The 26,018-nt window shown below is 45.7% G+C and carries 22 protein-coding genes and 1 riboswitch; of the genes, 19 read left to right on the forward strand and 3 right to left on the reverse strand.

Annotation, left to right across the window (positions count from 1 at the left end):
- Positions 1–29 precede the first annotated feature (29 nt).
- Positions 30–1,310: an MFS transporter gene (locus tag LRL21_RS26800; RefSeq protein WP_240418979.1), complete on the reverse strand. Its 1,281-nt coding sequence runs from the start codon at positions 1,308–1,310 to the stop codon at positions 30–32.
- Positions 1,311–1,331: 21 nt separating this feature from the next.
- Complete coding sequence (locus tag LRL21_RS26805; RefSeq protein WP_240418850.1) at positions 1,332–2,186, reverse strand: polysaccharide deacetylase family protein; 855 nt, start codon at positions 2,184–2,186, stop codon at positions 1,332–1,334.
- 182 nt (positions 2,187–2,368) lie between these two features.
- Between LRL21_RS26805 and LRL21_RS26810 the strand changes: the two genes are divergently transcribed.
- The 17 genes from LRL21_RS26810 (at position 2,369) to LRL21_RS26890 (ending at position 23,723) form a co-directional block, all read left to right on the forward strand.
- Entirely contained in the window at positions 2,369–3,562 is a 1,194-nt protein-coding gene (locus LRL21_RS26810) for an MFS transporter (protein WP_240418851.1), read from the forward strand.
- Positions 3,563–3,692: 130 nt separating this feature from the next.
- A complete protein-coding gene (locus LRL21_RS26815) occupies positions 3,693–4,685 on the forward strand; it encodes a metallophosphoesterase family protein (protein ID WP_240418852.1) in 993 nt (330 codons plus the stop codon).
- A gap of 213 nt (positions 4,686–4,898) precedes the next feature.
- Positions 4,899–6,260, forward strand: coding sequence for a sulfatase family protein (locus LRL21_RS26820; protein WP_240418853.1), 1,362 nt, complete (start codon positions 4,899–4,901; stop codon positions 6,258–6,260).
- Between the two features lie 130 nt (positions 6,261–6,390).
- Positions 6,391–7,416 carry a LacI family DNA-binding transcriptional regulator gene (locus tag LRL21_RS26825; protein ID WP_240418854.1) on the forward strand — a complete coding sequence of 342 codons (1,026 nt, stop codon included), beginning with the start codon at positions 6,391–6,393 and terminating at the stop codon, positions 7,414–7,416.
- A gap of 103 nt (positions 7,417–7,519) precedes the next feature.
- Positions 7,520–8,401 carry a protein-tyrosine phosphatase family protein gene (locus LRL21_RS26830; protein WP_240418855.1) on the forward strand — a complete coding sequence of 294 codons (882 nt, stop codon included), beginning with the start codon at positions 7,520–7,522 and terminating at the stop codon, positions 8,399–8,401.
- Between the two features lie 71 nt (positions 8,402–8,472).
- Positions 8,473–9,699, forward strand: coding sequence for an ABC transporter substrate-binding protein (locus LRL21_RS26835; protein WP_240418856.1), 1,227 nt, complete (start codon positions 8,473–8,475; stop codon positions 9,697–9,699).
- 34 nt (positions 9,700–9,733) lie between these two features.
- Positions 9,734–10,951: an ABC transporter substrate-binding protein gene (locus LRL21_RS26840; RefSeq protein ID WP_240418857.1), complete on the forward strand. Its 1,218-nt coding sequence runs from the start codon at positions 9,734–9,736 to the stop codon at positions 10,949–10,951.
- 39 nt (positions 10,952–10,990) lie between these two features.
- The gene (locus LRL21_RS26845; RefSeq protein WP_240418858.1) at positions 10,991–12,217 is read left to right on the forward strand and encodes an ABC transporter substrate-binding protein; all 1,227 of its coding nucleotides are present in this window, start codon (positions 10,991–10,993) and stop codon (positions 12,215–12,217) included.
- Positions 12,218–12,253: 36 nt separating this feature from the next.
- Positions 12,254–13,138, forward strand: a complete 885-nt coding sequence (locus tag LRL21_RS26850) for a sugar phosphate isomerase/epimerase family protein (protein WP_240418859.1) — start codon at positions 12,254–12,256, stop codon at positions 13,136–13,138.
- A gap of 44 nt (positions 13,139–13,182) precedes the next feature.
- Entirely contained in the window at positions 13,183–15,018 is a 1,836-nt protein-coding gene (locus LRL21_RS26855; protein ID WP_240418860.1) for an ABC transporter permease, read from the forward strand.
- A gap of 4 nt (positions 15,019–15,022) precedes the next feature.
- A complete protein-coding gene (locus tag LRL21_RS26860; RefSeq protein ID WP_240418861.1) occupies positions 15,023–16,162 on the forward strand; it encodes an ABC transporter ATP-binding protein in 1,140 nt (379 codons plus the stop codon).
- The gene (locus LRL21_RS26865; RefSeq protein WP_420832493.1) at positions 16,162–16,959 is read left to right on the forward strand and encodes an MgtC/SapB family protein; all 798 of its coding nucleotides are present in this window, start codon (positions 16,162–16,164) and stop codon (positions 16,957–16,959) included. The genes LRL21_RS26860 and LRL21_RS26865 overlap by 1 nt, the downstream gene beginning before the upstream one ends.
- A gap of 27 nt (positions 16,960–16,986) precedes the next feature.
- The gene (locus LRL21_RS26870; protein WP_240418863.1) at positions 16,987–17,796 is read left to right on the forward strand and encodes an HAD family hydrolase; all 810 of its coding nucleotides are present in this window, start codon (positions 16,987–16,989) and stop codon (positions 17,794–17,796) included.
- On the forward strand, positions 17,793–18,602 hold the full coding sequence (locus LRL21_RS26875; RefSeq protein ID WP_240418864.1) for an inositol monophosphatase family protein: 810 nt from the start codon (positions 17,793–17,795) through the stop codon (positions 18,600–18,602). The genes LRL21_RS26870 and LRL21_RS26875 overlap by 4 nt, the downstream gene beginning before the upstream one ends.
- 186 nt (positions 18,603–18,788) lie before the next feature.
- Positions 18,789–19,961: an asparaginase gene (locus LRL21_RS26880; RefSeq protein WP_240418865.1), complete on the forward strand. Its 1,173-nt coding sequence runs from the start codon at positions 18,789–18,791 to the stop codon at positions 19,959–19,961.
- Positions 19,962–20,206: 245 nt separating this feature from the next.
- Complete coding sequence (locus tag LRL21_RS26885) at positions 20,207–21,112, forward strand: aldo/keto reductase (protein WP_240418866.1); 906 nt, start codon at positions 20,207–20,209, stop codon at positions 21,110–21,112.
- Between the two features lie 538 nt (positions 21,113–21,650).
- Positions 21,651–23,723, forward strand: coding sequence for a discoidin domain-containing protein (locus LRL21_RS26890; RefSeq protein ID WP_240418867.1), 2,073 nt, complete (start codon positions 21,651–21,653; stop codon positions 23,721–23,723).
- 94 nt (positions 23,724–23,817) lie between these two features.
- Here the strand turns inward: LRL21_RS26890 and LRL21_RS26895 are convergent, their stop codons facing one another.
- Complete coding sequence (locus tag LRL21_RS26895) at positions 23,818–23,928, reverse strand: sporulation protein YjcZ (protein WP_240418868.1); 111 nt, start codon at positions 23,926–23,928, stop codon at positions 23,818–23,820.
- Positions 23,929–24,158: 230 nt separating this feature from the next.
- Positions 24,159–24,245, forward strand: a riboswitch (cyclic di-GMP riboswitch).
- A gap of 32 nt (positions 24,246–24,277) precedes the next feature.
- On the opposite strand from LRL21_RS26895, the gene LRL21_RS26900 reads away from it, so the two are divergent.
- Both LRL21_RS26900 and LRL21_RS26905 read left to right on the forward strand, forming a co-directional pair.
- Positions 24,278–24,466, forward strand: coding sequence for a Spo0E family sporulation regulatory protein-aspartic acid phosphatase (locus LRL21_RS26900; RefSeq protein WP_240418869.1), 189 nt, complete (start codon positions 24,278–24,280; stop codon positions 24,464–24,466).
- A gap of 192 nt (positions 24,467–24,658) precedes the next feature.
- Positions 24,659–25,945, forward strand: coding sequence for a voltage-gated chloride channel family protein (locus tag LRL21_RS26905; protein WP_240418870.1), 1,287 nt, complete (start codon positions 24,659–24,661; stop codon positions 25,943–25,945).
- The last annotated feature ends 73 nt before the right edge of the window (positions 25,946–26,018 follow it).

Raw genomic sequence — 26,018 nt, forward strand, 5'->3', positions numbered from 1 at the left:
CCTTTCTTTAGATACCTATAGCGGCTTGCTCATTCCACACTTTTTGCTCGGCCGGCACCTGCCCAGCGCATAAGCCTTGGTGTGACGATCAGTAGAAAGCATAAGGAGCCAAGCACACGGAAGGTGCCTATTAAGGTCATACTCGCGTCATAATTAACCACAGTAAACAGCTTCATACCAACAATTGGAGCAAATATAGCTGAAATCTGCGATAACGTCGTATAAATCGCGATGCCTCTTTGTCGGCCCTGCTCGGGGACAATTTCCAGCAGCCGATTAAAGACCGATTGCTGAAAGCCGGCTGTTGCAATCCCGCCTATAAAATCATACAGATAGACCCAATTCATATTGGGAGCGTGCAGCCAGAAGTAAGGGGTAAGTCCAAGCACCAATGCAGAGACGAATACGGTCCAGGCCGTACCTCTGCGATCGGCATAACGGGCAAATAAGCGATAACCCAACAGGGCGCCGAGTGCCCCTGCAATGACGTCAATGCTGATCATTGTATTGGTGGCGAGCAGCGTATCCGCTTTGATTTTGGCGTAAATCGGCCAAGCCGCCTGCCAGGCAAATATATATACGATCGCGCTTCCACAGAACAAATAGTAGGTTCTTCCCTGATTCAGCTTATACCGATCGATCCAGCTATTGGACTGAAGGCTTTGTTTATCCGGGATGATCTGTTCAATAATTTGATTGTGGGGAATGATTTCTTCACTCGGTATGCGAAGTCTCATGAAATACCACGTTTCAATGAAAGCAAATACGAAGCCAACGGAGAAGGCAACCTGGTAGCCAAAAGGATAAGTAAGACTGTCGATGCCCCAGCCTGCAATAAAAGCAACCAGGCATCCGCACAATCCCGTCCACATGTTACGTTGTGCAAATACCCGGTTGCGGTAGCTGGCGGGAATAATCTCGCCCATCATCGATTGCCATGCTACGGCAATGACCGAATTGGTAGCATTGTAGAGGCTAACCAATAGAATCAATGCCGTGATGGAGGACACACCCATGTAGGGGACGAATATTAACAAAAAATAAAACAAACGGCAGATCATGATCATACTGGCAATGATCCGCTTTTGTTTGTGAAAGCGCCCGATAATAATGGAAGCTGGTATAACAAGCAAAATGGTAAACAAGGCAGGAATGGATGAAAGCAAGGCATAATCATTGTTCGTGGCACCTAAACGGGCAGCCAGCACAGCAATGAAAGGAGTCACGCAATTGAATCCGATTGACCAGGCAATTCCGTTCCACAGATTATTATGAATATTATTCCGCAGAACCTTGTATTCAGCTTTCATCAAGTCACCTGGATTCCTTAGTTATTGGTTAGGCACATTTTGTGAAATCAGGTTAGAGACGGTCACGAATTGATAGCCGTGTTCTTTTAAATAAGCAATGATTAGCGGCAGCGCCTGAACCGTGTTGGACAGATTGCCATTTTTACCGCCAGCCGAATGCTGCAATATAATGGCACCGGGTCTTACTTCTTTTTTTATATTTTGCAGGATCCGATCCGTGGAAATACCCTCCCAATCTCTGGAATCCACCGACCAGTTGACGATTTTGTGCGATTTTTCCGCGTATTCGATCACCTGCTGCGATACAGCTCCATAGGGAGGACGAAGCAGTGTGGTAGGTTGGTTCGTTAAGCTTTGGATGACTTCATCGGTTTTGTCAATTTCCGCTTCCAATTGCTGCTCATCGAGCTTGGTCAGATCTGAATGACTCCATGAATGATTGCCAATCTCATGCCCAGCGCTAATGATTCGCTTCATGACGTCTTTGTGTGCAGCAGCATGCTCTCCTATGACGAAGAAGGTTGCTGTTATATTTTGTTTTTTTAATAGATTGAGAATTTGATCCGTATACTTTGAATCAGGTCCATCGTCAAAAGTTAGGGCTACTAACTTCTTTTGGTTGCTGCGGGCACCCGAATATGTCACATGCTCCTTGATGTTGTAGGCCGGACTTACGGTTAGAGCTGGACCCATGACAACAGGTGCTGGTGTGGGTGTCGGCGCAGTTGCGGAGACAGGTGTTGGTGCTTCGATAGGTTGGTTTTCCACGCTGGGTGCAGGACCCACAGCGGCTGGAGCGGGATCGACAGGGTGTCCACAGCTGGTTAGTACGAGCAAAAGCGTTAGCATAATAATGGTAATAATCTTAGGTTGCATGAAATCATCTTCTTTCTTAAGCCTTATATCACCATTATAATAGATTTGGAGAAAATTGTCGTTTATTAAAATAAAAACTCAGATCATAGTTGTTCAATGTCTGAAAGATTGCTAGCATATGGATAACAGACGGTTTTGCCATTCTGAACAGGGTATGGGAAAGGAATGGTCAGGGTATGACCTTGTTTCAAATATGGGCGATTGCTCCACGGAATATTAAGGTATTGTATGTGACGATTTTTATGATGAACATGGGTTTTTATGCACTTATACCCTATTTGACGCTATATCTGACAGGCAGCTTGATGTGGTCGATGGCACTAACAGGCGTAATGCTCGGCGTGCGCCAGTTTTCCCAGCAGGGCATGACCTTTATGGGAGGACTGATGGCTGATCGGTGGGGCTGCAAGCAAACGATGGTTTTGGGTCTGGCTGTGCGATCCATTGGATTTATGGGTTTTGCGGTTAGTCTGTACCCGTGGCATTTTTTTGCCGCCGCTATAGTTGCGGGCTTGGGCGGAGCCCTCTTTGAGCCTGCGATCCAGGCTGCATTCGCCAGATTAGCGCCTGAGGCTCATCGAAAGCAGCTTTTTTCGCTGAAAAATATGATTGTTAATATCGGCATCATCGCTTCTACGTTAATGGGCAGCATGCTGCTTTCAGTTGATTTTCATTATCTTGGTATTTTTGCAGGTTCGGTATTTATGTTCCTTGCTGTATATATTTATGTGGTACTGCCCCCTTTGGACATTGAAATCACAAAAAGTCATTTTCGCAAGGATATCGGCAGTATTCTCAGGGATGCGCCGTTTGTAGGCTATACGATTATTTTGATCGGCTATTTTTACTTATATATGCAGCTATTCCTCACCATTCCGAGGCTTGCGGTATCTGTGACTGGAGATCCCTCCAGTGTCGCTTATGTCTATGGTACGGTTTCAGGGGCCGTTATATGCTTTCAATTGGCAGTAACCCGTTATTTTGAGCGCTATGCTAATCGATTTATTTTGATTGGCTTGGGCGCTTTGCTAATGGGAATCGGACTTATGCTGTTTGGCTTATCGAAGGGACTGCTGATGCTCTGTATAGCCTCTGTGTTATTTGCGCTTGGCACGATGATCTCTGCTCCCCTGATGCTGGATGTGGTGCAAATGTTTGCTCCACCCCGGCTCATTGCCTCCTATTATGGTTTTAACGGGTATTCGATGGCACTTGGCGGAGCACTCAGTACGAGTCTTGGCGGCTGGTTCTATGATTTGGGGCAAGCCAAAGGCATGCCGCTGCTGCCGTGGAGCCTATGTCTCGCAGTTTCAGTTCTGGTGATGGGTGGCATGTGCTTTTTCAAGGAAAGGAGTGGAGTTCAGCTTACGAAATAATCTGACAATATGGTGACAACAGCAATCGGAGGAACACTTTGACCACGCAGCGGAGGCTTTGTCACCGTACTTGGAACTGGAAGCTTACGAAGTCAGTTTTGCTACTCAAAACTTTAAGGAGGAAACAAGCATGTCTACACAGCTGCAATTTCGTCAGGATGGAAGCTTTACGATCGTTCAGTTCACCGATATTCACTGGAAGGATGGAAGTGCTAACGATTGGCGCTCGGATGCCTTAATACGTGAGGTTATTGCAGCAGAAAAGCCGGACCTTATCGTCATAACCGGTGATGTCATTCACAAGAAAGAAACCCCTCAGCCCTTGATCGCATTCAGACAGGCGTTATCAGCGATAACTGATAGCGGGATACCATGGGCATTTGTATTTGGCAATCACGAATTGGAGGCGGAGGTGGAGCCTGCTCAGTTGGTTGATATTTTACAGCAGCTTCCTAACAGCTTGTTCGAGACTGGACCCTCACATATTCAGGGCTTATCCAATTATGTGCTGCCTATCCGTGGAAGTCGGTCTGAGGCAACTTGTGCCTTGTTGTACTTGCTCGATACGGGTGCCAAGACGAAGATGCCTTTTGGCGGAACGACATGGGTCCACCGAAATCAGATAGATTGGTACCTGCGGCAATCGGCGGCAATGACCGAGAGGAATGGCGGTAGTCCGCTGCCTGCGTTGGCTTTTTTTCACATTCCACTTCCCGAATACAACGAAATATGGGATTTTCGGATTTGCTACGGAAGCCAGAACAAAGGCATAGACAGTCCCCGAATCAATTCAGGCTTGTTTGCGGCCATGGTAGAAATGGGCGATGTGATGGGTACCTTTGTCGGGCATGACCACCTCAATGATTTTTATGGGGATCTGCACGGCATTCGGCTTTGTTATTCACGATTGAGCGGATTCAGCGGCAAAGCTCCCGAGGATTTCTTACGGGGAGCGCGGGTGATCAGGCTTCACGAAGGAGAGCGCAGCTTTGAAACCTGGCAGCGGCTGGATGATGGCAGTGTGCTGAGCGAAGTACCTGTGCATCTTCCTGAAGGCATAGACCGTTTCGGTAAGCGTTTATTGGGAGCAGTGGTTGAAAAAAATGAAAAAGGTGAGGAGTAGCTACTGGCAAATCATAAAGGCGTGGGCAAAATAACGAATAAAAGTAAATTGACAAAAAAGGGAATTTGGTTTACGATTTTGGTAACGTTTCCGGTAACGTTACCAATTATATATTTCTACATATTTCAATCCAGTAAAATACTGAGCTATTGCTTCCGAGATAAGTGTATAAAGCTGCACTTCGCTCATTTGAAAGGTGGTTGCAGAGTCACCATGAATATATTGCTTATAACAGTTGATCAACTGCGCTGGGATGCGATATCCTGCTCCGGCAATCATGAAATTGAAACTCCGCATATCGATCGGCTCAGCAGCCAAGGGGCCCGTTTCACTCATGCCTTTACGAATGCGCCAGCCTGTATGCCTGCGCGATCATCGCTGTTGACGGGGAGATTCCCTCATGCGCATGGTGTTCGGGGAGGCGGTGTACGATTATCTGAGCAGGAAGTCACCTTTCCCCAAATATTAAGTCAGCGTGGCTATCATACAGCGCATATTGGCAAGCTGCATGTGCAGAATCATACTTATCGTGATCATACTTCCCCGCATCCCAGCTACGGCTATCGCACGCTTCAGGTGACTGACGAGCGAGGGACCTATCGGGATCCCTATACCCAATGGGTGGAACGGCGCTATCCTGAATATGCCAAGGCTGTTCGAATTGAGCCTGGTGCTTCGAGAGTAAGAAATGGAACGGATCATATGTCCTCAGAAGGTAGCTTTCCGGCCAAAGCCTCACACAGCAGATGGGTGAGTGACACCTCAATCGAGTTTTTACAGGAGCATGGCGGTACGCCTTTTATGCTGTGGGCGAGCTTTTTTGATCCCCATTCACCTTTTATCGTACCTTCGGATTGGGTTAATAAATATGATCCTTACAGCCTGTCCTTGCCCAGAAACTGTGAGATCACTCCAGAGAACGAAGACGTTATACGCAGCAAAAAAGCCGCTTATTATGCTTTGGTATCCCATGTTGATGATTGTATCGGAAGATTGCTTCATTATTTGGACGAATCCGGACTTGCTGAGCATACAGCGGTGATGTTATCGAGCGATCACGGAGAATTTCTCGGTGATTGGGGCCGTTGGGGCAAGGGGAGATCGGAGGATGAAAGCATACGAGTTCCAATGGTAATTCGAACTCCGGATATGAAAGGGACACCTCGCGTTATTGAAGATGTTGTCCAACTGTTCGATCTGGCTCCGACCATCTGTGACTTAACAAACAGCATGAAGCCGCAATCGATGCAGGCCCGATCGTTGCTGCCCTTACTGAGGGGGGAGTTGGATAAAGAACGTACACCCTTCGCCTTGGTGGAAATCAACATGGAGGTTTCACGCATAAATACGACCGAAGTTTTTGAAAAAACATATCGCAGCAAGGACTACCGCTTAACTCTGTGGAGCAGCCGGCAGGAGGGTGTATTGTATGATCTGAATAAAGATCCGCTGCAATTAAATAATGTATGGGGGCAGCCTGATTATAAGGATATTCAGGCCGAGCTGATTTGGCAGCTGCTGCAGAGGCTTATGGAAACAGAGAATACGCTGCCGGCCCGAACCCATCCATTTTGAGAGAAATTATACGTTCGTTAAGCTTAGGCAGCTTATGTGTAAAATGCAATGCAAGTTTTAATTGACAAATACGGGGTTCTGTTTTACAATTTCGGTAACGTTACCGGAAACGTTACCGAAAAGGAAGTGAATGATGATGCCGACGATAAAAGACATAGCAAAAGAGCTGGGGATTTCCGTCTCTACCGTATCCAGAGCATTAAATAATCACCCTGATATACGTCAGGAGACGAAGCAGGAAGTGCTTGACGCGATGAAGCGCTTCAACTATACACCTAACGCTGTAGCTAGAAGCTTAATCCAGCGAAAATCGAATACGATCGGATTAATGATCCCCGACATCACGGACCCTTTCTTTTCGGCAATGGCGCATGATGTAGAAGAAGTATTGTCAGATAGTGGTTATCAAGTGGTCTACGTGAATACGTCCAGACGTCCTGAGAAGGAGAAAAGATTTCTGATCAGCGTATTGGAGCGAAAGATGGATGGTATCATTGTAACCCCGGATTTTCTTGATGAAGAGGCTATTGAACTGCTGCATCGCTTGAAGATACCAGTTGTGTTTCTTCGCAGAAGACCTCCGCAGGGCTTGAATGTGCCTTTTGTCGATGTTGACCATTACAAAGGTGCCTGCAATGCAATGGACTACTTGTTTTCACTGGGTCATAATCAAATCGGGTTTATAGGGATGCCGAAATATTCCTTCACTGGTAAAGAAAGATATCGTGGTTACATGGACAGCTTGAACAGGCGCGGACTTGAGGCTGATCCCAGAGGTGTGACCTTCGATGGTAGGACCATGCAGTGCGGATATCGTGCGATGGACAGCTTAATGGACAAATACCCATCCATGACAGCCGTGTTCGCAGCTAACGATTTGCTTGGAATCGGCGCGTTGGAGTGGCTGGCTGAGCACAACATTTCCGTTCCTGGACAGATCAGTGTCATTGGCTTTGATAATTTGGAGGTAGCGAACCTGCATTGGATTAAGCTCAGCACGGTTGCCCAGCCTCGTAAGGAAATGGGAAGGAAAGCGGCAGAGCTGCTTATGGAGATGCTGCAATCCAACGAATTGACAGCGGAATCCATTTTATTGGATACAAATCTGGTCATCCGGCAAACCTGCTCGGAAGCTCAAATTGTCCGCTCAAGATAAAAAGGTGCCGAAGGGCACCCAATCATTTTCACGAAATGAGAACGCTTACTTGTGGCTTGGCTGATGGATTCAGAAGAATTACATTCATGAGAGGAGAATGCTCGTGCCTGAACATACTAATGTGCAAGCAGAAGAAACTGGCGTTTATTTGGTTGTAGAAAGGGACAATGATAAGGACGAATTGCCCAAAAGATTTCGGATGTGTACCTCGGAAATCAGCGGACAAGATAGCGTACTCGCCGGACAGCAAAGTTTTGCTGAATTGAAGGCGTCAGCAAGTGGTCAGTATTCGCAACGACAGCTGCAAACGATGATAAAGAGTATTGGCAACGTTCCAATTATACTTGTTGACTTGCGTCAGGAAAATCATGGATTCGTTAATGGAATGGCTGTTAACTGGTTTGGCCTGCATAATGGAGCAAACAAAGGGATGAGTAATGAGGAAGTGCTCTCCAAGGAGCAGCAGCTGCTGGACGATTTAAGGGCGCAGCCTTCCATTACCTTTGATCAGGTCAAAGGGAAATCAGTGGATATCGGGGGACCTGTGCACGAGCCCAAGCTGATTATGAGTGAAGCACAGCTGGCAGAGCAAGAGGGGGTAGGCTACAAGCGATTTTTCGTTACGGATCATCACCGGCCTTCCGATGCGGAAGTCGACCGTTATGTGGAGTGGGTGAAGACACTGCCCAAGGATGTATGGCTGCATTTTCATTGCAGAGGCGGGGTTGGGAGAGCCAGTTCCTTTTTCTGTATGTATGATATGCTGAGGAATGCGGATACGGTAGATTTCGACACTATAACACAACGTCAAGTTCTGATCGGTGGCAGGGATTTTCAAAGAATGGATCCGAGTGAAACCTATAAGTATGGTGCGGCATTGGAACGTTTGGCTTTCATAAAGTCATTTTATACGTATTGTTCAGAGCATATCGGTAATCAATTTGATAAATCGTGGTCACAGTGGCTTGAGGAAACTAATTCCTGATAGAGCTTGTTATAAGGAATTGTAAACACATTTAGATTAAGCGCTTAACCGAAAAAAGAGGGGGCAGTACAATGAATTCGAAAAAGAGATTTACGGTCAAATCGGCTGTTGCTGTGATGCTGTGCAGTACGGTATTGATGGTAAGTGCATGTGGCTCCAATACAGCGAATCCGGCAGCCAGCGGCTCTGACAAAGGTGCAGCGGGAGGCCAGGCAGGTACAGCGTCCGCATGGGCGGAAAAGGCAGGGCTTAATAAAACAGAAACAGCAGATGAGCTGTACGCCAAGGCCAAGGAAGAGGGCTCGGTAGTCATCTACTCCATGTCAAGCCGGATCAGCGATACGAAGGATTCGTTTGAGGCCAAATATCCCGGCGTTAAGGTGGAAGCGTACAATGTCAGCTCCGTCGATATGCTGGAGAAGCTGATCAGGGAGCACGGCGCAGGCATTTACAATGCTGACGTAGTTTTTACGAAGGATACGGGCGGTACGTTCACGTTGGAGCTGTTGAAGAAAGGGATCGTTCATAAGTATATGCCGAGCGATCTGGTATCCAAGATGCCGGAGCCTTACAAGAGTCAAGTCGAAGGCTTGGTGCCTTACGTCGAAGTCAGAGGGATTTTCTATAACACGGATGTATACAAGACACCGCCTGTAACGAATTGGTGGGACCTGACAACACCGGAATGGAAAAGCAGAGTTATGCTGAGCGACCCGATGAAATCAGCGGATACGATGGACCTGTTCCTGGCGATGATTCAAAATGCCGATGATATGAAGCAGGCTTACAAGGAAAAATTCGGCAAGGAAATTGAATTAAACGGATCCCCTAATGCCGGCTATGAATTTATTAAACGATTGTCCAAAAATGATCTGATTTTGACCAACTCCGGTGGAGATATTGTAAAAGCGGTCGGTAAGACAGGTCAGGCCAAGCCGCCTATCGGTTTAGCAGTTTCCACCAAGCTTAGGGAAGGACAAAGCCAGGGACTCAAGCTCGGTGTCTCGTATGACGTCAAGCCCAAGGTATCGCAGGTTGAGCAGGCGCTATTGTACGTCGGGGATCAATCGAAGCATCCGAATGCAGCCAAGCTGTTAATTCGCTGGATGGCTGGGGAAGCGGATGGCAAGTCAGCAGGCTTGAAGCCGTTTAATCTATCAGGATCGTGGCCGACAAGGTCCGATGTTACACCTGTTGAGGAATTGCCGTTGGCAAAGCTCAATGTGTGGAAGTACGATCCTATATTCTTTTATGAGAATTCTCCCAAATTACGCGATTTTTGGTTGAAGCAGCAGTAAATCGGTTCGTTAATCAATCGGAGGTAAGGTATAGATGAAAAAGCGAAAGTCTTATGGCTCATGCTTGATTGCTTTATCCTTAATGATAGCGCTTACTGCTTGTAACCCCAAGTCTACAGACACCAAAGCAGCAGATACAGCTAATAAATCTTCAGCAAAAACCGATGTCAGCGCGGCAGTTACATGGGCTGAGACCAACGGCTTGAACAAGACGGAAACGGTCGATGAGCTGTACAGCAAAGCGAAGCAGGAAGGCAAGGTCGTTGTTTACTCGCAATCCAGCCGGATTAAGGATGTAAAGGCGACATTCGAGGCCAAGTATCCAGGCATCAAGGTGGAAGCTTTTAATATGTCAACGAATGATATCGTGGAAAAAGTCATTCGCGAGCAGACGGCCGGTATTTATAACGCAGATGTGATTTTCGTCAAGGATGCCAGCGGAGCGGTAACGACCGAGCTGACAACGAAAAAGCTGGTGCATAAGTACATTCCCAAGGATCTGTCCGAAAAAATGGTTGAGCCTTATAAAAGCAACAGCAGCGGCTTGGTGCCTTACTTCAGCTTACGGGCGATCTTCTACAATACGGATGTATATAAAACATCGCCGGTTACGAACTGGTGGGACCTGACGATGCCGGAGTGGAAGGGCAAGGTGCTGATGAATGATCCGATAGACTCTGCGGATATGATGGACTTGTTTTTGGCCATGATCCAGCATTCGGATGAGATGAAGCAGGCCTACAAGGAGAAATTCGGCAAGGATATTGTGCTGGAGGGAACGGAAAACGCCTCGTATGAATTTATTAAACGTTTTCTTAAAAATGATCCTGTATTAATGAAATCCAGCGATGAGGTAGTGGAAGCCGTTGGAGTTTCAACGCAAGGAAAGCCGCCAATCGGGATCGGGGCATCCAGTAAATTAAGAGATGTCATTGAAAAAAAGCTCAGTATTGCGGCTACGTATGATGTATTACCGAAAATTTCGGTTGTTGGTCCTTCGTACTTGTATGTTGCTGATAAAGCGCCGAACGTGAATGCAGCCAAATTAATGATTCGTTATATGGCAGGCGAGACGGATGGCAAATCCGATGGCTTCAAGCCCTTTAATGTCATGGGCTCCTGGTCAACCCGGACGGATAATGGCCGAACCGATCAACCGTCAATCGACAAGCTGAAGGTATGGAATTATGACTCCGATTATTTTTATAAAAATTTTGTGAAGTTTCGTGAGTTTTGGCTGAAGATGCAGTGAGGGTTAAGGATGAAAAAAATGGAAAGCAGGGATAATTTCATGAAGATAACAAGAAATGCTCTTCCCATATTAATGACTTTCACCATCGCGCTAGCCGCCTGCAGCAATACAGCTCCCGTAGTCAACAATGAAAAACCGGCCGGAGGAGCAGCAGCCTCTGCAGCCCCCACAGCTTCCGCAGCAGCTCCCAAATCGGAATGGGCAGAAAGCGCCGGCTTGTACAAAACAGAAACCGTCGATGAATTGTATGAAAAGGCGAAGAAGGAAGGGAAAGTATCGGTATACTCCACCTCAGGCAGAATCAACGATGTTAAAAAAACTTTTGAAAAGAAATATCCAGGCATTGATGTCGAGACGTTCGATTTAAAATCCAATGTCATTATGGATAAGGTCATTCGTGAGCAGGCAGCCGGAATTTTTAATGCCGATCTCGTTTTAACGAAGGAAGTAGGCGGGGCGATTGAAGAGGAGCTGGTGAAGAAGGGCATGCTGTTCAAGTATTTGCCAAGTGACATTGCAGCCAAAATTCTTGAGCCTTATAAAAGCGAAGGGATCGCCTTCGTGCCCTACTTCGAATTCCGTACGTTGTTCTACAACACCGAGCAAAATAAAACACCTCCTGTCAACAACTGGTGGGACCTGACTACACCGGAATGGAAAAACAGAGTGCTGATGGTCGATCCGCTCCAGTCTCCTGCCCAGATGGATATGTTCGTTGCCTTTGTAGTCAATTCAGAGGATATGGCCAAGGCATACAAAGAAAAGTTCGGCAAGGATATCGTGCTGAATGGCACCAAAAACGCAGGCTATGAATTTTTGCAGCAGTTCTATAAGAACGTGATTTTGGTCAAAAGCAGCGGGGACGGCCAGGATGCAGTGGGTAAAGCGGCACCTAACAAACCGGCTCCGGTATTCATCGGGGTATCCGGCGATATTCGGAAAATGTCGGAAAAAGGCTTGAAGGCAGACATTATATGGGATTTGAAGCCGAAGCTGTCGGTGGTGGATGAAGGTCTGCTTTTTGTAGGTAACAAGGCACCGCATCCTAATGCTGCGAAGCTGCTGGTTCGCTGGATGGCTGGTGAGGCCGACGGCAAGGGTGAAGGAACGGTACCGTTTAATGAAGTAGGTTCCTGGATGACACGTACCGATGTTCAGCATAAGAATAGCAAAAATATTAATGAGCTGAACGTATGGCAGTACGATAGCGAGAAATTTTACAAGGTATATCAGGATGTTGTGAACTTTTGGATCAAGAATCAATAAGAAGAACAATAACCAAGAGAGATGGGATGAAGGAATATGCTGGGATTTTCAATTCAGGCCCCCGTATTTTTGGGCAAGGCAAGCAAGGACAGCACGAATGACCTGATTGCGCATTATGACAACGTAGAGAAGCTGCTGGATGCTTTAAAGACCGCAGGTGTGGGTTCGATTGAGGTTCGCATTCTTCCTCGCGGTGCCGATGAGTCGGCTTACCGTGAAGTGATCCAGTTAATCTGGAATGCCGGCCTGCAGATCTCGATTCACGGGCATGTGGCAGGAGATTTCGCGGGCAGTCGTTTTGCTGAGATTTATCCGTCGATGAGCTACGTATTAACCAATTATCCTAAATACCAAACAGGCTTGACCATGGCGCTTCATGCTTTTGACGCCAAGACTGGTGTCGAAGAGGAACTGCATCAGCAAACCGTCAAGCTGCTGCATGAATGGGTGGCGATAATCGATGCCGAGCAGCTTCCTCTGCGAATTGCTGTGGAAAATAACCGCAAGAAGTCGAGCAAGGTAGACCCGGGTGATTCGATAGACGGTGTGCTGCGGATTGTTGAAGAGGTGAATAGTCCACATGTAGGCATCACGTGGGATATGGGGCATTTTTATTCCAATTTGATGGATACGCACGGTCTGAAGCTTCCTCCGGAAACCTATCTGGAGCAGCTTCCGCCGGATGCTTTTCTGGAAAAGGTTATCCACACGCATATTCACGGACTTGGAGCAACGGGAACCCACAATCCTTTGACAGACCGCAGGAGCTTGCCTCTGGAGCTGTATGTGAATGCCCTTCAGCGGGTCAGATACTCAGGCTTGTACAATCTGGAGCTGACCATGAACAAATTTGATCAGGATCAATCTCTCGGTGAGCATGTGCTGGCATCTGTCCGCAGATTGAAAGAGGCCACATCATGAGACGACATAGGATCAGCCCATGGCTGAGAAGGGGTGCATAGCCAGTGAGTAAACTAGAATATTCGAGACCTGCCTCCAGGTTCACGATGACTCGAGCTGTTAACATTCTCAAAAGTATTGTCACAAATCCACTGCATTTGATTAGCATTTTTGCAATTGTATTTCTCGGCTATACGATTGTTATTCCGATGTGGGAGATCGTGTCCCATACCATGACCTGGCATCCTGAGGACATCCGGGCCAATCCGCAAGCCGTACCCGGCAATCTTACGCTTAATCATTGGCTTCACGTGCTATACAGCGATATCAGTCAATCGATTTTTTATAAGCCGCTGTTAAATTCGTTTAATATTGCTGTGTTCGTTTCATTTTTCTCCATGGTCATCGGGGGAGGGCTGGCTTGGCTTGTCACCCGGACAGATCTACCGTTCAAAAAAACGTTTGCGTTTCTGGCCATCATTCCTTACATGCTTCCTTCGTGGATCAAGTCGTTTGCCTGGCTGATTGTTTTCAAAAACGATCGGGTTGGCGGCACTCAGGGCATGCTGCAGTATGTATTCGGTATTAATCCGCCGGATTGGATCTCTTATGGTTTTTTACCCATCTCTATCGTGCTGGTTGGTCATTATTATACGTTCTTTTACCTGCTGATTGCAGTTTCCCTTAGCTCCATCAACAGCAGTTTGGAGGAAACCGCCGATATTCTCGGAGCGAGCCGGTTTACGATTTTGCGAAAAATCACATTTCCACTCGTGCTTCCGGCCATTTTATCGGCATTGATTCTGACGTTCTCCAAAAGTATGGGAACCTTTGGCGCCGCCGCATTTCTCGGACTTCCGGTCAAATATTATACGATTGCCACGATGCTGTACGGCAGTATGAAAAACCGAATGATATCCGACGCTTATGTTTTAAGCTTGATTCTGATCATCATTTCCGCATTAACGATTTACTTTAATCAGCGTGCAATTGGCAAAAGAAAAAGCTATGCCACGATAAGCGGCAAGGATTCACGGAAAAACCTGAATCCGCTCGGCATATGGAAAATTCCTTCGGTCATGCTGGTCTTCCTGTTCATGTTCCTTGCCGGTATTTTCCCGCTATTGCTGCTGTTCTGGCAAACGTTTATGCTGCAGGACGGCAACTACAGCCTGAGCAATTTGACCACGCACTACTGGTTCGGTGATTCCGATTTCGCGATTGCCTCCGGTGAAGTGGGCATCCTGAAAAGCGATTCGATTCTGTTAGGCTTGAAAAATTCACTGCTTATCGCACTGGCTGCTGCGTCGGTTGCAGCGGTGATGGGACTTATATTCGGCTATGTGATTTCGAAGGGGAGAAAAGCGCTCTCCTCCAGGCTGGTTGAACAATTATCGTTCATGCCTTACCTGATTCCGGGTATTTCCTTCGCAGCGATCTACCTGTCCATGTTTGCTCAGCCTCACTTTCTGCTGCCGGCATTATATGGAACCCTGTCGATCGTCATTCTGATCACGATTGTTAAGGAGCTGCCGTTTGCCACGCGATCAGGAACCAGCACCATGCTGCAGATTAGCGGAGAGCTTGAGGAAGCTGCCAAGCTGCACGGCGCATCGTTCATGCTGCGGTTTTTCAGAATTATGCTGCCGCTCAGCCGCAAGGGCTTGATCAGTGCATTCCTGCTCCTGTTTATAAGTGCGATGAAGGAGCTGGATCTGATCATCCTGCTCGTTACGCCGAAGACCAGCACCTTAACGACACTTACGTTCCGCTATGCAGAGAAGGGCTATCAGCAATATGCGGACGCTATCGTCATTATTATTATCGCATTAATCATGATTACACATTTTGTGGCAACGAAGTGGGGCAAAGCAGATCTTTCAAAAGGCATAGGAGGCTAAACATATGAGTGGAATCAGACTGTCGAAGATTAATAAATATTTTGATAAAAACCATATTTTGAAGGATGTCGATTTGACGATTGAGGAAGGAGACTTCATGACGCTTCTGGGTCCCTCCGGCTGCGGCAAAACGACAACACTGCGGGTGATTACCGGTCTGGAAAATCCGGAGGAAGGCATCATGACGATCAACGGCAAGGAAATGATCAACGGTGCCAAAAACCACTATACACCACCATCCAAACGCGGCTTGAATCTCGTATTTCAGAGCTATGCGTTATGGCCGCACATGACCGTGTTTGACAATGTCGCTTTTGGACTTGCGATTAACAAAATGCCCAAATCGGAAATTCGCTCCAAGGTGGAAAGCGCACTGGAAAAAATGCGGATATCCAAATATAAGGATCGCTATCCTTCTGAATTATCCGGCGGCCAGCAGCAGCGGGTAGCGATAGCACGCGCAATTGTAACCGAGCCGAAGATTTTGCTGCTGGATGAGCCTCTATCCAATCTGGATGCCAAGCTGCGTCTGGAAATGAGAGCGGAGCTGAAACGGCTGCACCGTGAGTTGAAAACAACGATTATTTATGTCACGCATGATCAGGTCGAAGCGTTGACGCTGTCAACCAAAATCGCGATCTTTTTCGAAGGAAATCTCGTTCAGGTCGATACGCCAAGAAATATATACCGTCATCCCGTTGACCTGAGAGTTGCCGATTTTATTGGAAATCCAAAGATCAATTTCGTGGATGCTGACTGTACGTATCACAATGGGATGCTGATGACGGAATCAGAGCTGGGTAAGCTGGCGATTCCTTGCACGCAGCCTCCTTCCGGTAAGGTTGTTCTGTCCATCTATCCCGAGGACATTCGTATTTCCGCAGAAAAGGTGGAGAACGGCATTCCACTGAGAATTTATTCAGTCATGCCTGCGGGCTCGGAAACATTAATTCAAACGACGAGCAATGGTGAAAACCTGATTCTTGTTAAGGTAATCGGGGAACTGGACTATGAGATTGGCAAGATGGTATGGGTCACATTCCCGTTGGATAAAGTCAATGTATATGATAAGCAGACTGGTATTCTGGTGAACCGGGAGCCGATCGACACCTCTACAATTGCCCCTAAGCAAATATACGCATGATGGATCCAGCAGATTGGGGGTGGGCCGGGTTGTCATTCGCAACGGCAAGTGTTTGGGAAATCACACATCTGGAGCTGGCGCTTCGTATGATATTAGCGGTAGTGCTTGGCGGCTTGATTGGGATTGAAAGGGAATGGAGTAATCATGCGGCTGGCTTTCGTACCCATATTCTCGTCTGTCTCGGCTCGGCTACGATCATGCTGCTGTCCAGCTACGGGTTCTCGCAATTCGTTAATGAAGGCAGTGTAAGGATGGACCCTGCACGTCTCGCGGCGCAAGTGATCAGCGGCATCGGATTTTTGGGTGCAGGAGCGATTTTGCGTAATGGCAATATGATCAAGGGATTAACGACCGCTGCTTCGGTATGGGTGGTGGCGGCTATCGGATTAAGTGTCGGAGCAGGCTTCTATATGGGAGCCATGCTCTGCACCTTTCTCGTACTGATCAGCTTGTATCTGCTCAATAAATGGGAGAAGAGCTTAATGGGAACCCGCAGATACCAGGAAGTGGACATTCAGATTATTGATAATCCCGGCTCGTTGGGCAGGATCGCGACGATATTCGGGGAGTATGATTTGCAAATTGTTAACTTAAAAATGATTCCCCATGAAGAAGAAGCAGGTGACGATGCATCGGCCCTTTCCATGCATATGCATTTCAGTCTGAAAATCCAAAAGCAGGAGAAGCTGGCCGCTGCATTGGAACGAATTGCCGCCATGGACGTGGTACTTTCGTTGGAATCGCATCATTTGTCTATAAGGAATTACGCATCAAAAGAGAATTCATTATCCACATAATTTAAGTAGGCTGGGTGGTTGGAGAACTTGAACAAAATACTGCTGGTTACCGATCTGGATGGAACCTTACTGGATAGACAACAACAAATTAGTATAGAGAATGAAACGGCAATTCGACGATTCAAGGAGCAAGGTGGCTTATTTACCCTAGCGACAGGAAGAATGGAAGCAGCAGTTCTGCCCATTATTCATAAGCTCGGGATTGACCTGCCGGTAATTCTGTACAATGGGGCCAAAATTTATTGTCCGGTCACCGATACCGTGCTGTATGAGAAGCAGCTGACGATCCCACCCGTACTATGGAGCATCTTGATGGAGAGCTTATCGGATGAAATCACCCTGCTTGCCTATCAGAATGGTCAGGTATATGCACCGCTGCGAAATGCACTGCTGGAAAAGCACGAACGCAAGGATGGCGTTCAATGTCTGCCCTTTGAAGACAGAATCTTATCAGAGCCTGTGACTAAGGTAATGATTATTAATTCGAATTTAGACAAAGCCAAAAGGCTGGAGCAAGCGGTTCTGGACGATGGCGTTCCTTGTGAAATGGTATATTCGGAGTCCAACTATTTGGAAATTTTACCGCAGCATGCTACGAAAGGAACTGCCTTAAAGGAACTGATCCGTATCCTGCAGGTAGATGAATTGTATACTGTAGCTGTAGGCGATAATTTAAATGATTTGACCATGATCATCGAAGCAGATCGCGGATATGCGGTTGAAAATGCCAATTCGCAGCTGACTCAGGTTGCCGATGCAGTAACCGTACACCACGAGAGTCATGCGATCGCGGCTATCATTGCCGAATTTTCGGAAAAGAGGAGAGAATTGGCATGACTGTTATAGAAACTGCGAAAGCAATAGCGAGAGAAGCGGGTGCGATGATTAAGTCGCATATGGGTTCCGGATTTATTACGGAGACAAAAAGCTCGAGCTTCGATGTCGTTACCGAAATCGACAAGGCCTCGGAGCAGCTTATTCGGCAGCGTCTAGCTGAAGCTTATCCTGACCATGCTTTTTTGGGTGAAGAGGAGTCATTTGCGCATACCGGGCAGCTTCAGGAGAGGCTGGAGTTGGCCAAATCAGAGCCATTTGTATGGATTGTTGATCCGATTGACGGTACCAACAATTATGTCCAGGGGATTCCGGGCTTTACGGTCTCTATTGCGCTGGCGTCTTATGGGGAGCTGATTGCTGGGGTCATCTATGATCCATGCCGTGACGATATTTTCTGGGCCGAAAAAGGTAAAGGTGCTTTTCTGAATGGAGAGCCTATTCAGGTGTCAGCCTCGGAGTCATTAGGACAAAGCGTCGTATCTACAGGATTTCCGTCTAACACGAAGATGCGTCAAGCCGTTCTGGACAGTCTGGAAGGAATTGCACCTCAATGTCGTTCGATCCGTTCACTTGGTTCTGCTGCACTGCATTTGGCCTATGTGGCCTCGGGAAGATTGGGAGCATTCTGGGAATATGGCCTTAATGCCTGGGATATCGCAGCAGGCGTGCTCATTATTGAAGAAGCAGGCGGTAAGGTCAGTGATACGCTGGGAAATTCATATTCATTAACAGTTAAACATGTGGTTGGATCTAATGGAAGGATTCATAACGCAATAATGGAAACTTTGAAACCGATAGGAATTTGAAAAGTGGAGATATCCAGCGAAAAACTAAGTTTTTAACTATGAAACAGACCAATAAAGCGTTTTATTGGTCTGTTTATATGTTTGTAATAAAACCTAACATACATCTATAATCCTCTTAGTGATCATCTTTTATGTTATGTTTAATAACATAAAAATGAAAATACATACAACTAGGAGGTTTGCATTATGATACTTACACCAGCTTCATGGATTAAAACGACTTTTGTAGCAGGACTTGCGTTAACTTTGTTATTTCCATCAGTTTCGGTACTGCCGATTTCCAGCGCTTATGCTGCTGAAGCAGTAGCAGAGCAAACCTTGCCTGTCCCATCCGTGCCCGCGTTGCCTAAGGTTCAGGTTATTGCTACAGGAGGCACGATTGCAGGCAAATCTGTTGACGAAACCAGCTTCCAGAACTACAAGGCAGGAACATTATTGATGGAGGATATGGTTAAGGCGTTACCGAACAAAGATCAAATCGCGGATGTATCCACCTTTCAATTTGGTAATGCAGGCTCCGGTTCTTATACGATGCAGCAATTATACAATCTCTCTTTAAAAGTAGATGAAGTACTCGAAACCCAGGATGGTGTAGTTGTCACAACGGGTACAGATACGATGGAAGAGATCGCTTATTTCCTTGATTTGACGGTACGCAGCCCTAAGCCGGTTATTATCACAGGCTCGATGCGTCCTTGGACAGTAATCGGTAGTGATGCTCAAGCGAATTTGTATAATGCCATTAAACTTGCTGCAAGCGGTAAAACCAAATACTATGGTACCGTATTGATGCTGAATGACGAGTTCCATGCAGCAAGAGACGTAACCAAAACCAATGCGTATCGGACTGATACTTTTGAAACTCCGAAGCTTGGCATGCTTGGATATATCGATGAGAAAAACATTCGTGTGTATCGCGCCAATGCGAGATCGCTCATGAGTGCGGACAAATGGGCAACACCTTTTGATCTGAAAAAAATTGCTGATACCAGCTTGGCGAAGGTAGAAATTGCTTATGCTTATCAGGATGCAGGCGCAGGCGCTATTACAGGCTTCGTGATGGACGGTGCCAAAGGGATTGTTACCTCAGGGACAGGTGCAGGCGGAGTGTCCAAGGCAATGGGTGATGCCCGGACGAAGGCTTTCAAGGAGCAAGGCGTGATCTTCGTGGCCACCACTCGCACAGGTTCGGGCAGCAACTACACAACAGGCGATGGCATTATTGCGGGTGACAGCTTGAATGCGGCCCATGCAAGAATTTTGTTAATGCTCAGCCTGTCATTCAGCAGTGATTTTGACACGATTAAAGGCTGGTTTAATACGTATGGCTCCGGTCAAGTTGAGATTCCAGCTAAATAATTATAGTGGATTGTAACGCCCCTTCTGGCCGCAAGGACATTAACTGTTCTTGCAGCTCGAAGGGGTGTTTTTTCATTGATGACGCAGTCGTGGCTGCTTGATTGTAGACGAAAATGCTAGCTGTTAGCCCTATCAGTTACTTTAGATTCACTAGCGCACCTTTTTTTCCATTCTTGTTGAGGTTTGGAAACTTCCCTATAATGGGTATTGTTACTTAGCATTGAATTCGAAGGAGCTGATGTTACATGAAATACCGCAGACTTGGACAAACGGAGCTACAGGTTTCCGTGGTAGGCGTAGGCACATGGCAGTTTGGTGGAGCCTGGGGAAAGGATTTTACACAAGATGAAGTCGATGCAATTCTCGATAAAGCCGCAGAGCTCGGGATCAATCTGATCGATACGGCAGAATGTTATGGTCATCACCTTTCGGAGAGCTTTATTGGAGACTATATCGCACGCAGAAAAAGCAGGTCAGATTGGGTAATCGCAACCAAATTCGGCCATAACCATGCAGATAGAGAGAGCACAACGATCAATTACTGGTCGCCTGAACAAGTGCTTATTCAATTGGAAAATTCATTGAAAGCTTTGAAAACCGACTATGTCGATTTGTATCAGTTCCATTCAGGGTCTGATGAAGTGTTTGATAACGATGCCTTGTGGACGATGCTGGACAAGCAGGTGCAGGCGGGAAAAGTGAGAAATCTCGGTATTTCAATCGGCAGCAACGATAATTTACATCAGACAGATGCGGCGTCGAAAGTGAATGCCAAAGCGATTCAGGTCGTATACAATCGATTGGATCAAACACCTGAAAATCGCGTGTTTCCATCCTGTGAACGTCAGGATCTGGGTGTGCTTGCTCGTGTGCCATTGGCAAGCGGTTACTTGAGCGGCAAGTACAAGCCTGGTGCGGAATTTGCCGATAACGACGTGCGATCCCGACATAACAAGGAGCAGACCTTGATCAAGCTGCAAAAGGTGCAGGAGATACAACAAAATGAGCTGCCGGAAGGCGTGAATATGGCAGAGTGGGCCTTGGCCTGGTGCTTGAAGCACCCGGCGGTGACCAGTGTAATTCCGGGCTGCAAAAGTCCGGAGCAGGTGGAATCCAATGCAAGAGCAGCGGATTTTGATTTTGTTAAATAAGAGGGATATGATCTCCAAGAGACTCACTAAAGAAGCCTCCAATCCACATTTTGCGAATGTGTACTTGGAGGCTTTAATTATTCGATAGGGGATTCTATAGCAAGGGGCTCGACGGGTTGTGCGTTTTTTTATAATCCAGCTCAGCAGACTGATCCCGGTTCACTGTTACATGAAAATCCCCTTTAACACAACCGCTTCACAAAATGATAACAGAACTCAATATCACGAATAAAGCCATTTTGTTCATATGTACCCCATATATCTATCATTTGGAAAAATTAACCATTGGATTATATAAATCTATATTAATCTATCGTTTTCGATTCCATACTGATTACTACAAGAACAAAATTCAGTTCAGTTTTAAAATCATACTCCTCTTGGTCAAGGCTTCTATTTATTTACCTATAACAATCATGAAAATATGATCCTTTATTAACAATATATGGTTATATATGTTCAGACATCTGATGTAAATTATTGTAATCTACTATTTGTCTTATACATAATATATTGGAAAATAAGGGAGAGATTTGTTTTGAAAAAGAAATTGATAGCTTTAATTGGATTTGTGTTAATTTTAATGTCTATTTTTGGAGTCGTGGTTTATGCAGAAGATGAATACTCAAGTGATTTAACAGATGGATTGCCAACTACTGCATTTACTGCAAGTTCTACCTATAGCTCAAACTATGAAGCGCCAAAAGCCTTTAACAATATTTGGGATGGATATAATTCTCCTAATTCATTTTTTTCTGCTAGTGGGGCTAATTCGTGGATTAAGGTAGATTTCGCAACGTCCAAAGCGATCGCTAAACTCAAATATCAGGCTGATGCAGTAGGTAATTATGGAGCAGGTATGAAAAACTTTAAAGTTCAAGGTTCCTCGAATGATATAGATTGGGTAGATCAGTTTACTGGAGTAGCACTTCAAAATGGAAGCAAGCAAGAGTTTTTTTGGACTCCAACAAATAGCTTTAGGTATTGGAGAGTATTTTGGATTGATACACATACGATACCAAGCTATGTGGCTATTGCAGAAATGGAAATGTCGGATCGACTAACTTACCCAACTAATTTAGTGGCGGTTACAGGTGATGCTTTAACAAATTTGTCTTGGAAAGCTTTAGCTACAGCTGTAGGTTACAATGTGTATCGATCAGAAACAATAAATGGAAACTATACAAAAATAGCCTCTAACGTAGCAGCGGCCTCCTATACTGATAATACAGTTCTAAATGGGGTTGAATATTATTATAAAGTTACTGCGTTAAATCCAGATGGAGAAAGTCGACAATCTGATAGTGCTTTCTCATTTCCGCAAGCTAGTGCCCTTCCCTATACAAACAATATCATTCCGATTATGACTTCCAATACATCTTCTGGTGGAATTGTGACGGCGAGTGATGAATATACAGGACGGGACGGTACTTTACCTGCTTGGAAAGCTTTTGATGGAATAAAAAAATATTCTTCTTCAACTAGTAATTATAGTGCTTGGGGAACCCATGCAACGCAAGGATGGTTGGCCTATGAATTTCCATTGCCTAAGACCGTAGTTAGGTATGTTCTCGATTTTGGTGCTTATTCAAATGTTCCCTATGCTAACGATGCACCTAAAAAGTGGACATTTGAAGGAACTAACGATAATGTGAATTGGACAATACTCGATTCAAGGGATAATATAACCCATTGGGTAGATGGTGATTCTAAAGCTTTTACATTTGAAAACAATATTGCTTTTAAAAAATATAGAATTAATATAAGTGCCAATAACGGATCAACTACCTATAATGTGAATCTTGATATTCACGAATTGGAAATGATGGAGAGGGCGGTTCCCTCCATACCGGCAATAACAAATTTGGTAGCTACAGCAGGAGATGCCCAGGTTATTCTGACTTGGTCCTCTGTAACTGGAGCAACTGGCTACAACGTCAAACGTTCTACAACTGCAAACGGCCCATATGCCACGGTTGCCAGCAACGTTTACGGTTCGCCTTATACAGACACCACAGTTACAAATGGAACTAAGTACTATTATGTAGTCACAGCTTTAAATGCAGGTGGAGAAAGCATCAACTCCAACGAAGCCTCAACTACACCTATGGGTACAAGCAGGGTTATCCTTACCACAACCATGACAAATGGAGATATCTTTGAATACAATATTTCCAAAACGGAATTAACGGCTTTTCTCAATTGGTACGATTCCAAAGCGGCAGGTACAGGTCCGGCCAAATATACTTTCGTTAATCAGCACCTGAAAGGTTCTTTCTTAGTGCGTAATAACAACCTGATTTTCGACAAGATTTTAAAATTTAATTATGATGAGTACGGCATTAGCGGAAGTGGAACACCTACAGAAGCAGCTGAAATTACTACAGGAACTGCTTTAAGTATTACTTTAACAAATGGCAAAGTAGAGGAGTTTATCCTTTCTTCAGCTGATTATAATGCCTTCGTAGCTTGGCATGATGCCAAATCTGCGGGTACAGGTCCGGCACGTTACACATTTGAAAACCCATTGAAAAAGGGTCCGTTCCTAGCGAGACATGAGGTCGTGATATTTGATAAGATTTCTTCCTATGATTCCGAAGATTTTAACTAATGGCTTTGTGTTTTTCGAAATTTCATGTTCACACACCAAAATGGTAGTCAGTAACCACCTCCCGAGTTGATTGGGAGGTGGTTAGATCACTGCTTTAGAATGTTCTTAAAATAATAACAAGCAGAATATAGAGAACCAGAATAACGGCTGTAGTAGTTCCAAAACCGTATCCTGCACAGCTTCCGCCAACTCCGAGTGCACCCATGTTTATCCCTCCTCGCGCCTTGTATAGTGCATATTATGAATGTCAGCGGAAAAGTGATTGGACTGATGCCAATATGGGTGTTTGTCATTGAAAGAAAAGCGAATTCCCCAATTTTAGAATAATAATATATGACAAAAAATTTAGTAAAAGCGCAAATAATGTCGAGCAACTAGTGCTTTAATTCTATTTAAATTAGCGATATTTGTAGTATAATAGAATAGCATACGCAATATCGAAAAAGGCAAAGCCATTGAAAAATGGGGACGCAAAACTATTAGGGGCTAAAGTCTATAAGACTATGCCAGCCAGTTACCGAAATACTCTTTTCACAACCAAAGGAGGAATGTGTATGGAGCTTACGAAAAGTCGACAGCTTCAAAAAGTAAGATTGGTTTTGCTTGTTGCAGAGATTGAAGCCTTAAAAAATTGCATGATCAATGTGTACGATCAAACGGAAAGTTTACACGATCCTCTCTTGGTCCAGCTTAGTGTAATGCTTGATCGAAAATTGAATAAATTTATTAAATATCAAAGCTAACTCTCATACATGTTAGAGCTGTAGAAATGCAGCTCTTTTTTTGATGCTATTAACGGTACAAATGTCACATTCTATCGAAGTTGATGGTGATACCTATTCCGAATGATGTTCTAATACGGATTAATTTCTTGCGCATGTATTTCATGAGAAGTATTATTACGTGAAAGAGTGTTCGGGGAGTGAAAGTGGAATATGAACTACTGGCTGGATAAATGGGGGGCGCACTTGGGCTTCATCAAGTATGTACTGTGGTGGTTAGTGCTTGCGGGTGTGGTAGGCGTCTTGACCGGCTCGGCCTCGGCGTTATTTTTGTTGAGTCTGGATTCGGCTACAAGCTTGCGTTACGAACATCCGTGGCTGTTATATTTATTACCTTTTGGTGGAGCTTTGGTCAGCTGGATATATCACAATTATGGCAGCAATAGTATAAAAGGCAACAATCTCATTTTGGAGCAAATCCATAATGGACGCGAAACTATACCATTGCGTATGGCTCCCTTTGTGCTGATCGGCACGGTGTTGACTCATTTGTTCGGCGGCTCGGCAGGTCGTGAAGGGACGGCGGTTCAAATGGGGGGCAGCTTGTCCGAATATCTGGGCAAGCTGTTGCGTATTCACCCGGATGATCGTAAAATTTTGCTAATGTGCGGGATTAGCGCAGGCTTCGGGTCCGTGTTCGGCACACCGCTAGCAGGGGCTCTGTTTGGAATGGAAGTGTTAATCATCGGTCTGATCAGCTATGAGGCCATACTTCCGTGTCTGATAGCAAGTCTGGTTGGACATGCGGTGACGCTGGGATGGGGAGTGACACATGCTCATTACTCAATGGGGCAAGTGCCGCCGCTCAGTGCGGTCGTCCTGTTGAAGGTTGCTGCTGCGGCGATTATCTTTGGCTTAACCAGTCGCTTGTTTAGCGAGCTGACCCATAAACTGAAGGCTATATGTACACGAATATTCAAAAATGCCGCGCTGAAATCCTTTGTCGGCGGTTGTATGATCATCGTGCTGACGTTGGCTATCGGTTCCCGGGATTATCTGGGACTGGGATTGCCGCTGCTAGAGGATTCCTTTCAGGAAACAACGGCATCTTTTGCCTTTTTATGGAAGCTGATTTTCACATCGATTACGCTTGGAACTGGTTTTCAGGGTGGAGAGGTGACGCCGTTGTTTGTGATCGGTGCAACTTTGGGGAATACGCTGGGTGCTCTTTTGCAGCTGCATGGTCCATTTTTGGCGGGAATTGGCTTAATTGCCGTATTTAGCGGCGCAACGAATACTCCGATTGCATGCTTCCTGTTGGGCATTGAGCTGTTTGGCTCTGAGGCGGCAGTCTATATGTTTGTGGCTGTTGTGATCAGTTACTTATGCTCCGGACATACAGGTATTTACACGGCTCAAAGGTTGAAGGTTGGGAAGGGGCGCAGGCTTCCAGAGATGGATGACCATACAACTCTTGGGAATTTAAAATCCAAGCGCTAAACAAACGTTATATTCTGCTGTATACCGATGTGCTCGAACACACAAGCCCCGCTCGGAATTCATATCCGGTGCG

It is taken from the genome of Paenibacillus periandrae (assembly GCF_022458865.1).
Taxonomy (GTDB): Bacteria; Bacillota; Bacilli; order Paenibacillales; family NBRC-103111; genus Paenibacillus_S; species Paenibacillus_S periandrae.